This window comes from Natronoflexus pectinivorans, from assembly GCF_004345615.1.
Taxonomy (GTDB): domain Bacteria; phylum Bacteroidota; class Bacteroidia; order Bacteroidales; family Marinilabiliaceae; genus Natronoflexus; species Natronoflexus pectinivorans.
The window spans coordinates 123,150-137,263 of the sequence record NZ_SLWK01000007.1 but is presented as its reverse complement, the minus strand read 5'-3'; the positions used below and the strand labels follow the sequence as shown (position 1 = coordinate 137,263).

The 14,114-nt window shown below is 40.9% G+C and carries 10 protein-coding genes; 5 read left to right on the top strand and 5 right to left on the bottom strand.

What is annotated here, in order from left to right; translation table 11 throughout:
- Nucleotides 1–142: 142 nt before the first annotated feature.
- On the bottom strand, nucleotides 143–1,483 hold the full coding sequence (locus EV194_RS10785; RefSeq protein ID WP_132434047.1) for a dihydrolipoamide acetyltransferase family protein: 1,341 nt from the start codon (nucleotides 1,481–1,483) through the stop codon (nucleotides 143–145).
- A 77-nt stretch (nucleotides 1,484–1,560) separates the two neighbouring features.
- Entirely contained in the window at nucleotides 1,561–2,571 is a 1,011-nt protein-coding gene (locus tag EV194_RS10780) for a family 43 glycosylhydrolase (protein ID WP_132434046.1), read from the bottom strand.
- Between the two features lie 232 nt (nucleotides 2,572–2,803).
- Between EV194_RS10780 and EV194_RS10775 the strand changes: the two genes are divergently transcribed.
- Nucleotides 2,804–3,439 (top strand): hypothetical protein, encoded by a 636-nt coding sequence (locus EV194_RS10775; protein ID WP_132434045.1) that lies wholly within the window; start codon nucleotides 2,804–2,806, stop codon nucleotides 3,437–3,439.
- On the opposite strand, the gene EV194_RS10770 is transcribed toward EV194_RS10775, so the two are convergent.
- Both EV194_RS10770 and EV194_RS10765 read right to left on the bottom strand, forming a co-directional pair.
- The gene (locus tag EV194_RS10770; RefSeq protein ID WP_132434044.1) at nucleotides 3,436–6,528 is read right to left on the bottom strand and encodes an AAA family ATPase; all 3,093 of its coding nucleotides are present in this window, start codon (nucleotides 6,526–6,528) and stop codon (nucleotides 3,436–3,438) included. The genes EV194_RS10775 and EV194_RS10770 overlap by 4 nt on opposite strands.
- Nucleotides 6,529–6,557: 29 nt before the next feature.
- Nucleotides 6,558–7,790, bottom strand: coding sequence for a metallophosphoesterase family protein (locus tag EV194_RS10765; protein ID WP_132434043.1), 1,233 nt, complete (start codon nucleotides 7,788–7,790; stop codon nucleotides 6,558–6,560).
- Between the two features lie 177 nt (nucleotides 7,791–7,967).
- On the opposite strand from EV194_RS10765, the gene EV194_RS10760 reads away from it, so the two are divergent.
- The 3 genes from EV194_RS10760 to EV194_RS10750 all read left to right on the top strand — a co-directional run bounded on the left by EV194_RS10760 (nucleotide 7,968) and on the right by EV194_RS10750 (nucleotide 10,346).
- The gene (locus EV194_RS10760) at nucleotides 7,968–9,620 is read left to right on the top strand and encodes a M28 family metallopeptidase (RefSeq protein WP_207916005.1); all 1,653 of its coding nucleotides are present in this window, start codon (nucleotides 7,968–7,970) and stop codon (nucleotides 9,618–9,620) included.
- 75 nt (nucleotides 9,621–9,695) lie between these two features.
- Nucleotides 9,696–10,121, top strand: a complete 426-nt coding sequence (locus EV194_RS10755) for a hypothetical protein (protein ID WP_132434042.1) — start codon at nucleotides 9,696–9,698, stop codon at nucleotides 10,119–10,121.
- Nucleotides 10,122–10,133: 12 nt separating this feature from the next.
- The gene (locus EV194_RS10750; protein WP_132434041.1) at nucleotides 10,134–10,346 is read left to right on the top strand and encodes a hypothetical protein; all 213 of its coding nucleotides are present in this window, start codon (nucleotides 10,134–10,136) and stop codon (nucleotides 10,344–10,346) included.
- 123 nt (nucleotides 10,347–10,469) lie between these two features.
- Here the strand turns inward: EV194_RS10750 and EV194_RS10745 are convergent, their stop codons facing one another.
- Nucleotides 10,470–12,110 carry a hypothetical protein gene (locus EV194_RS10745; protein ID WP_132434040.1) on the bottom strand — a complete coding sequence of 547 codons (1,641 nt, stop codon included), beginning with the start codon at nucleotides 12,108–12,110 and terminating at the stop codon, nucleotides 10,470–10,472.
- Between the two features lie 183 nt (nucleotides 12,111–12,293).
- On the opposite strand from EV194_RS10745, the gene EV194_RS10740 reads away from it, so the two are divergent.
- On the top strand, nucleotides 12,294–13,985 hold the full coding sequence (locus EV194_RS10740) for an FAD-dependent oxidoreductase (protein WP_132434039.1): 1,692 nt from the start codon (nucleotides 12,294–12,296) through the stop codon (nucleotides 13,983–13,985).
- The last annotated feature ends 129 nt before the right edge of the window (nucleotides 13,986–14,114 follow it).

Genomic DNA, 14,114 nt, shown 5'->3' with positions numbered 1-14,114 from the left:
TGTATAGATTATTAGACCGTTAGATACTAGACTCTTAGATGTTAGATTGTTAGATAATAGAATTTTAGAAAGATTGATACACTAAAAAGAAATGTTATGATTTATCTTTTCTATCTATTCGCATATCATCTATACATCTCTTTTAAATAAAGTCAATTTCCAGGTTCTCAATTTCAATGGCCACCTGCTTTACGAAGCGCGTTGCTTCTCCTCCATCCAGAGCCCGGTGATCGTAAGTAAGACTCAGCCCAAGATATGGCACAAAGCCATAAACGCCATCACCTAAATCTTTTGGCCGTGGAACTATGGTGTTAACTCCCAAAATAGCTACCTGGGGTAAATTTATGACTGGTGTAAACATTTCAACTCCATAATTCCCGAGATTGGAAACTGTAAAAGATGCTGCATCTGAAGCCAGCAACTCAGGTGAAATACCTCCCTTGCGGCAAGCATTGGCAATCTCTTTAAATTGGCTCGCCAAACCTTTTATGGATAAATCATCGGCATTTTTAACCACAGGAACCATTAGTCCTCGATCGGTATCAACCGCCAAACCAAAATGCACCTTCTTAAACAACTTCATTCCATCGCCCATAAAATGAGCATTTACTTGTGGGAATTGCTTTAATGCCTTAATTACGGCAAAGCAGATCATGTCGTTCAGCGTAATGTTAATCGGATACCCATTATCCAATGCGGCTTTCGCTTTTTTACGCAGTTCAAGAATTCTTCGGGCATCGGCACCCAGATGATGTGTTAATTGTGCAGAATTTTGAAGTGATGCGTGCATTGCTTTTGCAATGAGCTTACGCATATTGGTAAGTGGTTTTATTTCAAAACCTTCACCATAAACCGGATTTCCAGATTGCAGATCGTTGGAAGTTATCATTCCTCCCAATCCCGAACCTACCCCTGCTTGAAGATTTTCCTCAGCAATTAATTGCTTTGCAAGTGGTGTAACTTTTCCCTGCTTTTGTGATGCAGAAGAAACATCACGCTCTATAACCCGTCCTCCAGGACCAGTCCCAGCAATGCTCTGCAGATCTATACCATTCTTTTCAGCCAGATTGCGAGCCCTCGGTGAAACTCCGAAACTTTGATTTGCTGAAGCAGGTGGTTCGGGAGTTTGAGCAGGTGCTGCATCTTCCGTTATCGATGTTGATTCGACTATTTCTTTTTCAGGTGTTTCTATTGTTTTTGACGCACCTTCATCACCTCCAGGACGAAAATCCTCAACAGACTCGCCTTCCTCACCAACCACACAAACATTTGTGAGAACCGGAACTTCGTCACCTTCATCAAAGAACAGTTCTAATAAAACACCATCAATCGGTGATTCTTCTTCAAATGAAGCTTTATCAGTTTCGTAAGCAAATAAAACATCTCCTTTGTTTACTTTGTCTCCCTTCTTCTTGTTAAACTCAGTTATGATGCAACTTTCGACGGACTGCCCCTGTTTGGGCATAATAATTACTGTAGCCATTTGCAATATTTTTTTCTGCAAATGTAAACAACTCAACTTGTAAATACAAGTTAAGTTGTTTTATTTTTTGATCAAAATTAAAAATCAACTTCCGGCCAACCATCTTCCCATCTAATAGGGAGTATTCTCAAATAGCTTCCTCCTCCCCGGCTCATATCATACGCATGAAATACCAAATAATCAACTCCATCAAACGAAACCACCGCATTGTGCCCAACTCCAGCGTATCCACTTCCACCTTCAACCACGGTAGTACCTCCTCCCTTTAACATGGAAAGACCATCCATATCAAAATACTCACCCTCGATTATATTTGAGCGACCCACGACCACCTTATATGTGCTATCCTCTCCACGGCAACAAAAATCAAACGAAACAAAAAGATAATAATAATCATCCTTTTTAAAGATAAATGGCGCTTCAATGGGATTCTCCCCGGTAGTACGAGTTGCTAAAAGAGTCAGATCCTCAATAGGATGTGCAAGTGACAATCCATCAGGATTCAATTCGGCTAACATTAAACCACCCCAAAATGATCCGAACGACATATATGGAGTTCCATCTTCACTCAGAATAATATTGGCATCAATGGCATTCCAGTTAGTTTCACCAGGAATAGAGCGAATCACTTCTCCATGATCAATCCATTCATAATCCGGGCTGTCTGGATTCAACGTTTTGTTGGTAACAACTCCAATGGCTGATGTGTTTCGCCCAAAGGATGATACGGAATAGTAGACATAATACTGATTATTAAAGAAGGCAACATCCGGAGCCCAAAAATGACCTCTGAAATCTGGAACAATTTCCAAAGTCCATTCTGGCACTTCGGTGAAAATAGGATATTCGTGTTTCCAATTAATCATGTCGGGTGAACTAAATATTGTTATTCCCCATCCGGTAGAAAACATGTAGTAAACACCATCTTCTCTAATCATCACCGGATCGTGAATTCTGGTCGTATCTTTATGGGTTTCTACGCCGACGTACCTCGAAATACGATTTATAATTTCATTTTCTGCACCCTGAGACTCAACAGTCAAATTTACAATTAATAAAATGACCGAAAAAAAAACGATTCTATTCATAATTAAAAAATTAATTTCCAACGCAGTTTTACGGTATTAAATTTGTATTACCAATTGGAATGAATTAAAAATAAAGCATAAGTTTTATATTGGTACTAAGTAGCTGTTTTAAAATTATTACAAACAATTACTTCAAAGTCAGCCCGACTTGTAATTACAAATATCGATCAAAGATTTCCAAAATAAAAGAGAAAAATACTATTTTTGAATCCAGGTACTAAACGTTGAAGATATGAATAAACTTAAAAACATTACTGCTTTACTATTCACAGCCGCTCTTTTTCATGGTTTTATGCATCATTCTTTTGCAACATCTCCTCCACAGGAACCGGCAAATGATACAACGGCTGTTGAACTTAGTTTTGCCGACGAAAGACTCATAGAGCTTTTTGTCAGCAATGTTCGACAAGGAAATTTCGAATGGGCTCTAAGCATCTATGATGAAATTGAATATAAAGATGTTTTAGATCTTCAGAGTGCATACATGCGAGCTCTGGAAAGAACCGGGCAACACGAAGGAATTCTGGAAAAATACGAAGAGAGATTGAAAAAATGGCCCGACCATAAACCATTCTATGAAGGTGCACTGTTTCACCGTGCACGCCATAAATACACCCGTGCTGAAAACAGATATCAAGCAGAAATGAGAAAATATCACCAAAATGAAAACGCAACAACATATGCCTTATTAAGACGTGAGTTGAGAAATCTTTCCGAAGACTTCAGACAAGTAAGAGACATGGCTCTTGAATTACGCGAAATGAATCCAAGGGACCGCAGGTATTTGCTGCTTCTTAGAAATTCCTATCAACGATTAAATGAACCTGAGAAAGCTGAAGAAATCAACCGCATGCTCGAACAAAACTAAGAAATTTCCCAACTGGCAGTTACCTGACTGCCGGTTTTCTCTTCATTCACCACTTTTAAAAAAGTGGTGATTTCCTGCTGCATCTCCTCCACATGTGAGATGACTCCAACTATGCGGTTTTCGTGTCGCAATGATTTCAGCGTATCAAACACAACCCGGAGTGAATCCTTATCCAGTGTTCCGAACCCTTCATCCAAAAAGAAAAAATTGCCGTGCTCACTGGTGTGCTTCTGAATGCTGTCTGCCAAAGCCAAGGCGAGAGAGAGAGCCGCCTGAAAAGTCTGTCCTCCCGACAGGGTTTTAACACTCCTGACCCGCCCCTCGTTGAGAAAATCCCTGATGTAAAACATATTGTCGTCGCCCAATTCAAGCGACAACTGCTGCCGTGTGAGTTTATAAAATCGGTCGTTGGCCGCTTTACACAACTCCTGCAAATAAACGGTGGATATATAGTTAACAAACCCACTGCCTTTAAATAAGTTACGCAGGTCGGACAAATCGGCAGCACGCAGTTCTGCTTCCTCACGTGTTTTAGTCAGCTCCTTATACTTGAGATAATCTGTTTCGAGCCGCTTCTTTTTTTCCGCCAGCTGACCGGATTCAATATTGAGTTTCTTGAAATTATCGGAAAGAGTTTCGTTTCTCTTATTCAACGCTTCCCACTCAACGGGATCGAACTTCTGACCTTGCAAATCAGCTTCGAGTTGTTTCACTTCCGAACGCTTTGCTGCCAAAAGATTCCGGTATTCTTCAATCTCCTTTCTGATTTTATCCACATCAGGTTCGGACGCCAGGATTGCCAATAACTTTTCACGATTTAATTCATCGTTCTCCCTGAGCAAATCATCAATTTTAAGTTCGTTTTTGGTGAGAGAATCCCGCAATTGCAACCCCGCTTTCTGAAGTTCTGAAACTTTCCCGGTAAGTTCGCTCTGTTTTCGGGTTAACCCGTTGACATGCTCCTCCTCCTTTTGGTAGCGGATTTCAATAGCATCTGCCATCTTTACCAACTCGGAGGATTTATCAATCAGCTCCTGCGCACCTGCTTCCCTGAAATCTTCCATATTTAGATGGCGGATGTCGGCAAGGAGCGTTTCCACACGGCTCTCTTTCGCGGTCAGTTCATTTCCTAAAGTGGTTAAAAGCTCTTCGTATTTTTTCAAGTCCTTTTCTGCATCTTCAAGGTTTCTCCGCAATTGGTCAAGCATTTTTTCACCGGCATTAATCGCCACTGTCAGTGTTTTATGTTTTTCAAGTTCCCGGGTTAACTTTTCCGACGAATCCGGACGGTGTCCTTCCCAGCGGAAGGTTTTCAAATGTGCCTCAGTCTCCTGCTTGTTTGCCGAAATTTCCTTCTCGTTTCTTGTTTTCTCGTTCCAATAAGAGGATAACTCGGCCTGAATTTTTAGAATATGTTTCTCAAGCATTGCGATGTTTTGCCTCCCCTTCTGAATGACGTCAGTATGTTGACTTAGCGCAGTTAGTTCTTCATGCACATTTTCGGGTTTTAATAAATCCGGATGATGTTCCGAACCACACAAAGGGCAAGGCTTCCCATCTTTCAATTCAACGGCAAATCCCTGTAACTCATTTTGCACTTTCAGGCGGACACGGTTCTGTTCAATCTCCTTTAACTGTTCCTCAAATTTTGCTGTTTGCAACTCCGCCTGTTTCAATAATTCCTTGCAAAAAGAGAGAGTTTCCATGCCATCAGGCATGGAAAGACCCAATTCCCTAACATGCTTTTGCAGCTTACTTTCAAAATCTTCACTCTGCTGATTATGTTCTTGCTGCTGTTTCAAAAGGCTTGCAGCGTCTTTATTCAGCTGCTCCCGATGCCTGTACCACTCCTTAATTTCCATCAAAACGGCAAAATCCGGTAACTGCGCCTTTTCAATGGTTAATTTTACCGATGCGCCTTGAATCATTTCCCGTATATCAGTTTGCACAGCTCTTTTCTCTTTCAGCATCTGCTCACCTTTTTGCCGCCGCTTTATCAACTCTCCAATAGTCTGCCTAAAGGTCAAAACCTCCGATAACTTCTTTATCTCGTCAGCTTCGCGTTTCATTAAATCACGCTTCTCGTATTCTATTTTAGTTTTTTGAAATTGAACAGACGCCTCTTCAAGTTGCTTTTTCAGTTTTTCATGTTCGAGAAGTGCATCTTTAAGATATTTTTCATTACCCAATACATCGTTTTTTAAACGATGTGATGCATCCAAGAGTGATTTAAAAAGCCGCACGCTTTTTTCGTATAAATTCAACTCCTTTTCCTGATTATCAACATCCTTTTCTTTCTCAACCAATTGAGAAAGAAATTTCTGCGCATTTTCCTGTTTTACTTTTAACTCCTGAAGTCGTTTTAAAGCGGTCAGTTTATCCTGAACATCCTTTAGCTCCTTTTCCAGCGTGACTGATTCACCCTTCAATTTTTCCAGTTGAACGGTGAGCTCCTCAATCTGTTCAGGTTTTATCTCTCCTAGCGTTTTTAATTGCCCGTCAAGGCCATCCAAAACCTTCACCGACTTGTTGTGCAGCTCAGCCACTCCGGCGTATAGGTCGTACCTGTGGAGGTGAAACAACTCCTGCATCATGGCAGTGCGCTCCTTTGGGCCTAATTGCAGGAACTCTTGAAACTTCCCTTGCGGAATGATGACAGTGCGGCGAAAATTATCGTAACTCAACCCTGTTATTTCCTCAACAGGCGTATCAATGGGAATCCACTCTCCGTTTTCTGCCATTTCGTAGCAAGTTCGATTGAGTTTTCCGACATCTTCAAACTTTTTGGAATTTCTTTTTCCCTCCACCCGACAAAGGAAACGGCGGTTTTCGCCGTTGCTGAACTCAAACTCCAAAAACATCTTATCCGAACGCAAGTTCATCATATTATAAGCACGATTATCCCTGCTGTTTAACCGTTCGGTGTTTCCATACAACGCAAACGAAATGGCTTCGAGCACCGAAGATTTTCCACTGCCGACACTTCCGAAAATCCCGAAAAGTCCATCACGGGTTAAATTATCAAAATCAATGCTCTGCTTGTTAATGTAGCTGTATAAACCCTGCAAGTTTAATTTATGTGGTATCATTTGGTCGGTATCTTTGCGTAACTGGTAAATTAATTCAACCTTTTCTCACTTCCCATCAACTCCCTGAACAAATCCAAAACCCGGCCATTGGGCGCCTGTCCCTTTTTCTCTTTAAAAAAATCAACAAAAAGTTCTTCGGTGCTTTTTGTTAAATCAATGCTTATGGCATTGTTGCCTGAGTCGGATTCTCTTCCCGACTCAACTTCGGGAATAAGGGTGACAATACGTGGATGTGCCGCAAATAATTTGCGGCGCGTATCGGCTGTAATATAAGTGTTAGAAACCAAGGTAAGTTCAACGTATAACTCCTGGTTATCCCGAAGCCACTCCAATGCAGCATCTTCATTATCAAACTTTACTGAAATCAGCTTGTAGCCTGATTTCAGATCTACAGTTTTGACTTCCGCGGCCTTCCCAGGTTCAGCGTCAATGATATAAACCTTTTTTTGCTGATTGGTCTCAGCAAAACTATAAGCCAACGGACTTCCGGAATAAACCACCGGACATTTCCCACCTCCCGTTTGATGTGGACGATGCAAATGTCCCAAAGCGACGTAATGCAAACCTTCGGGAAAGTCGCTGCTGAACACAGGCTGTGCTCCACCAACATATAGAATTGGTTTTTCATCATCGGGCTCTTGCGGCTTTTCCTCCCCTTTATTCATCACAAAAAGGTGAGTCATCAAAACATTTACTCCGGTTTGATGCGGGTGCCCTTGAATGATACTCTCCCACCTGCTTTTTAGAATTTCCCGCAAATCCGACTCTTTATTGTCAACGGCTAACATTGTCTTTAACCGAAGTTCGTTGGCATAAGGTGTCAACAGCAATCGCAAAGGATAATCATAACCGGGAAGTTCCATTTCCAGAAACCCCGGATCACTGCTCAATACTCTCAAGCCGGATTCCAAAGAAAAAGGAGTTACCTGCGAATCGGGCATTCCGGCAAAAATAATCCCACACTCCCGGGCCAACGGATCAGGAGCTTCAATTCTCTCGGGCGAATCGTGATTGCCGGCAATGGCAATCACGGCTCTTTTACCGTTTTCAGCCATTATTTTTAGCATCCGGTAAAACAACTCAACCGCTTCCGACGAAGGGTTAAAAGCATCGAACAAATCGCCTGCAATCAACACTGCATCAACTTTCTCCTTTTCGGCAATCTCACAAATCTCCTCCAAAACTTCACGCTGCTCTTCAATTCTGCTGAATCGTTCCAGACGTTTTCCCAAATGCCAGTCTGATGTATGTAGAAATCTCATTTATTTATTAATGTTTTATCTTTATCTTTACAAGTCGTCAAAGGACAGATGCTTAGATTTTAGAAAAAATTAGATTTAAGATATTTAAGAATATTAAGAAATAAGGCTGTTTCAGCCAATCATGACAAATAAAAAATGACTATCGACCAATAAAAATAAACAATAAAAGAAGATTCCATGCAACGAAAAAACAAATTTCAATTCATCAAGTATTTACCCGGAGCCATTTTAATGACTCTCATGGCCTGTGCCACACCCGAATATACCATTGAACCTTTTGGGGAGAATATTGAGACTGATATTAACATACTGGCCTCTGACGAATTTGAGGGACGTGCACCGGCATCACCGGGTGGAATTAAAGCACGCGACTTTATCAAGTCGCGTTTTCAGGAAATTGGACTTAAGCCAGCCAACGGAGACTCTTACCTTCAGGCAGTTCCTTTGGTAGAAGTCACCGGTTCCGATTTCACCACCCTAAACATTGCCGGAAACGGAACTCAGCTTTCATTCAACTACCTTGACGACATGGTGGTTGGCAGTTATCGCCTTGAAGAATCGCTCAAACTCGACAAAAGTGAGTTGGTGTTTGTCGGCTATGGAGTGGTTGCTCCCGAGTATGGCTGGAACGACTACGAAGGCCTTGATGTAGAAGGAAAAACAGTGGTAATTTTAGTGAACGACCCTGGATTTGCCACAGGTGACGAAACCATGTTTACCGGAAATGCCATGACATACTATGGTCGCTGGACTTACAAATTTGAAGAAGCTGCTCGTCAGGGAGCTGCCGGCGCATTAATCATTCACCAAACAGAACCGGCCAGTTATGGATGGGAGGTGGTAAGAAATTCCTGGTCGGGCACGCAATATGGCGTTATTACCAACGGAAACCGTGACAGGCTTCCGGTTGAAGGCTGGATACATCTGGATGCAGCCACTAAAATATTTGATGCAGCTGGTATCGATATTCAGGAGACCATCGCAGCGGCGGCGCATCGTGATTTTGTGGCACAACCACTAGGTTTAACAGCTTCGGTATCATTCAACAATACCTTTAACCACTCTGAATGCCACAATGTAATTGGCTACATTGAGGGAACCAAATACCCGGAAGAAACTGTTATTTACATGGCTCACTGGGATCATCTTGGCATGGTTGTGACCGAGCAGGGTGTGGACATTTACAATGGCGCCATTGATAATGCCACCGGTGTTGCAGGCATCATGGCCATTGCCGAAAGATTTATGAAAGAGGGCGCACCGGAACGCTCTGTGACATTCCTGGCTGTTACTGCCGAGGAGTCGGGATTACTTGGCTCCAGATTTTATGCAGAAAATCCGCTTTTCCCCATTGCCACCACTGTTGCCGGAATTAACATCGATGCATTGAATGTTTATGGGCCAACAAACGATGTCGTTTCCATTGGGTTCGGTTTATCTGAACTGGATGATTACCTTGACAAGCATGCCTCAGTTCAAAATCGCATGGTTAAACCAAATCCATTTCCTGAAAGGGGCTATTACTATCGCAGCGACCATTTTAATATGGCACGGCAGGGAGTTCCTATGATTTATGCCAATGGCGGAAGCGATTTTATTGGGCGTGACGAAGAGTACACGCGCATGGTTCAGCAAGATGCTGCATCACGTTACCACGCTCCCACTGATGTGGTTCACGATTTGTGGAATTATGATGGTATTCATCAGGATTTATGGCTGTTCTATAATGTTGGAAAAGACTTGGCCAATACCGACCACTTTCCAAACTGGGCTCCGGAAAATGAGTTCAGAGCCGCGAGAGATGCAAAAGCACATTTAAGAAGGAACTAACAAATTCATTAATTACAAAGCCGTTATGTTTTAAACATAACGGCTTTGTAATGATTAATCACCTTATATTACCAAATGGCACAACTCATTATTACCCGCTCAAACGAAATCACCAATTCAACGGTGGATTATTCAATCTGGATTGATGGAAGAGAGGAAGGTAATATTTCCAATTCCGGAAAAACTGAAATTCAATTAAAGGAAGGAAGCCATTCTCTGCAAATTAAATCAAGAATTGCATCCAGTTATATCTTTCCCATTTCAGTAAAGAAAGATGAAACCCTCTCTCTTCATTTAAGCATGAACCGAACCGGAAGATGGATATTACCTATTGGTCTGGTCATTATTGGAATTAATTTCCTCATCAAACATTTCACCGAAAATGAACTGCCCGCATACATCATGGTTCCTTCATTATTTGCAGTACTTCTTCTCTATGTTTATTACAGAACCATTGGCAGAAGAAAATCCATCAGAATTGAAAAACGCAACAACAATTAAATTCAAAACAGTATGGAAACCAACTCAGAATGCACCCAAAGCAAAGCCAAAAGAATTGATAAAGAAGCGCCAACAGGCCTCATCTATATTTTTGGATGGATAGGTGCAGTTATCTACTACATTTCTGTTGCCACAACTTTTTGGGGTGGTGTGTTGGGAGTATTAAAGTCATTTGTGTGGCCTGCGTTTTTGGTTTACCATGCGCTGAAAGCACTTGGCGCATAACAAGTATAATCTGCTGAGAGCATTATTATTCCACACAGTTCTTTTACATTATTTTTTTACATCTCACTTACCAGTACGTAAAAAAGCCCATACTAAAAGCATGGGCTTCTTAAAATAAGTGGATTAATTGAGTTCATTATAATCAGCTACAATATTTAAAAGTATTCTGGGACAAATATCATTAACAACACCCTGTTGCATCATATTTCCAAGTCGAGACGAACGCTCTCTAATTTCAGGATTTCCGTAATGTCCATTTCGAATCTTTTCCGCTATAGCAGGCTTGTCATCAAGCATCTCCGCCAATCGGGCATAATTAAATACCAATTGTCCTCTATTCCCTTTCCTTATGACTGCACCTGATCTCCCTGAATCAGTAAGCCAATAAATTGAGACATCTCCATCCATAAGTTCCCACATAAAACTCTCCTCGCCTCTTAAAGAGACTACAGTAGGATCACTAAACCTTACTTTTACATACTTATCTCCAAAAATTTCATATGAATCAATATCTCGAACATCTAAGGCTTGACGAGAGGAAACTTTTCCGTCTGAACTATTAAAAACATCTATATCATACAAAGAAAAACCCACACATGCATCAGAAGGTCGCAGCCCATAGAATGTTGAATATGTAACAACACCTTGTTTAGTTTCACCTGATGACATTGTATAAGTTACCGCATATTCATTATTTGATAAAGGTGGCATATTAAACAAATCAGCATAATCGCGTTCACATGCATTTCTTGACTCGTAAACGGCTAAGGCGTGTGAAATTCGAGACATCAATTTATTCCGTTTTTCTTCTCTTGATCCGGATTCGTTATTGGTCTCAACAAACACATCTATATGATCAACAGTTATTGCATCCGGCTTTACTATCATCAGCATATTTATAAGATTTGTTGAAGCTGCTTCCAATAAATTGCGATTCTTTCGAACATCTCCCCTAAATTCCTCTATCTTGAGTGCATAAAAATCAAACACATCAGTGTATTTATTGTACAATTCGTTTGGTGATACGCCATTCCTTAATTCTTCAAATAACTTTTCTGCATTTTTGTGAGGATCCTCCCAATCGGTAACATCAACTTGTCTGTTCGATCTTAAAGAAAAGAGCGGGACTTCTAATACCTCAACATCATAACTTAGTGACCTGTTTACAACCTCACTGGTAAACAACATAATTTCAGAGAGAAACTGCCTTTCCGCAGATTTTAAAATTTGTTCACTTTCACCCTCCATTATCTCCTTAACCTTCTCAGCATCTGATATCTTATGCAATCTCCCACCAACATCTCTTAGAGGAACCACTATCTGGAGGCTATCTTTATATTCCGATAATAGAATTCTTTGAGAAACTGCTCCTTCAATTACTATCTCCCAGTCCAAAGGTATTGTATATGTTGGAAGATAATAGGCAGATTCATAATCAGGTGAGGCATCTGTTACGCTGGGGAAAACCAGATAATTCTTTGCTACAAGTGTAATTTCAATATCACTCTCATTCTCTTTATGGGTGTATCCTTGAGGCCCGAGTATGGAATTTAAAGTTTTGTATGTCCACACATACATACTCCCTTCCTCCAATAAACCTTCAATTGCGCTGAGATCAATACTTGTTGAATAGGTCTCAACTCCAGGCATTAACAAAGATGGATAATTAACAAATTGAATACTCTTGGAGTCCCTCGATATCCGCTGAGATACCATACTTATAGATAAACTAATGAAAACAATAAATAAAAAAAACTTCTTCATAATTTCAATAATTTAGGATTATTATTCGGAGATAAATATAGGTGTTTTTTGTTTATAAAAATCAATTTATGTTAAAATCAACATCCTACAAGAACACCTATTTTCATATTTATATATCTACTTTTTTATATTATTACATTTTTATTATATTTGCAACTTTAAATCAGCAAACAAAAAATCATCATGGCAAATAAAAAAATAATTGTAATAGGTGGGTCATCAGCAGGCCCAAAAGCCGCAGCGAGAGCAAGGCGACTTGATCAGAATGCAGAAATCACCATGTTTCAAAAAGGACCCGACCTTTCCATGGCATCATGCGGATTTCCGTATTACGTAGGAGGGGTTTTTGATGAGAGAAACAAACTCCTGAACACCCCGACAGGCGTAGTACGTGATCCGAAATTCTACTGGAACGCAAAAGGCATAAAGGCTGTTATCAATACAGAAATAACCCGCATCGACAGAGTAAACAAAAAAGTAGAGTACATCAATCACCAAACCGGAGAATCCGGCGACCAAGAATATGACAAATTAATCATAGCCACTGGAGCCACGCCCAATATGCCTCCGGTTCCTGGGATTAATCTGGAAGGAATCACCACACTTCAATCCATGCAGGATGCCGACTATTTACGTAAAATCAGAGACGAAGGAAAAATTAAAAAAGCTGTTGTTATTGGTGGTGGGCTTATTGGCATTGAAACTCTTGAAGCTCTCCATCTGGCAGGAATAGAGTTAACGCTGGTGGAACTTTTCCCTCAACTGCTCTCATTTTTGGATTGGGACATGGCCAAATTGATAGAAAACTACCTAAAAACCAAAGCCAATGTCATTACTCAAAACGGAGTTGCGGAGTTTATAGGGTCAAACGGGAAACTAGAAGCTGTAAAACTTCAAAACGGGACACAAATACCTTGCGAATTGGCAGTTGTTGCCATTGGAGTAAAACCCAATATCAAATTAGCAAGGGAAGCCGGCATCGAAATTGGCCAATTGGGAGGAATTTTAGTGAACCAACACATGCAAACCAACGACCCGGATATATACGCAGCAGGCGATTGTTGTGAAATTCCCAATTTAATAACCGGAAAAAATGTTCTGGCTCCTTATGGAGACCTGGCCAACCTGGAAGGAAGAGTGGCCGGAGAAAACATGATATTGGGCAACACGGCCAAATTCCCGGGTACTATTCAAACCGGTATTTGCAAACTGTTTGATTTTGGCGCCGGCATAACCGGACTCTCTGAAATAAAAGCAAAAGAAGCCGGTTTTGATTACGAAGTGGCTGTGAATGCCAGCTTTGACAAACCAAAATTCATGGGCGGGCAGCTTCTTATAACAAAACTGATTGCAGAAAAAAACACAGGACGATTGTTGGGTGCACAATGTCTAGGACCCGGAGAGGTGAGCAAGCAACTTGCCATATGGGCAACAGCCATTAAAGCAAAACAAACCGTGGAAGACATCGTGAGTTCAGACCTTCCATATGCTCCTCCATTCTCGATGGCGGTGGATCATAGCATTGCGACCTCACATGTAATGGAAAACAAAATGCGCGGATTCTTTAAAGGCATAAACGGACCTCAACTGAAAAAGAAACTTGATAATGGTGATGCCATGTTTATACTTGACACCCGTGGGCCTGATGAATACGAAAACATGCGTTTGGGAATTGGCGAAACCCTTATACCGGTAGGAATGATTCGTAAAAGAATTGATGATTTACCTCAGGATAAAAACAAGGAAATAATCACCTATTGTCAGATTTCATTACGAGGTTATGAAGCGGCGATGTTTTTACAGGGTTTAGGATATACAAATGTTAAGGTGCTGGAAGGGGGCGTTGTTGCCTGGCCATATCCGAAGGAGAAGTAAACGAGTTATCCGTGCCTTCAAATTAATAAAAATCTTTAGGGGCTGCCAAAAATGGCAGCCCCTTTTATGTTTTATTTCTCCAAAATATAAAAATAAACAATTCATAATACAATTTAAGCTAATTGGTAT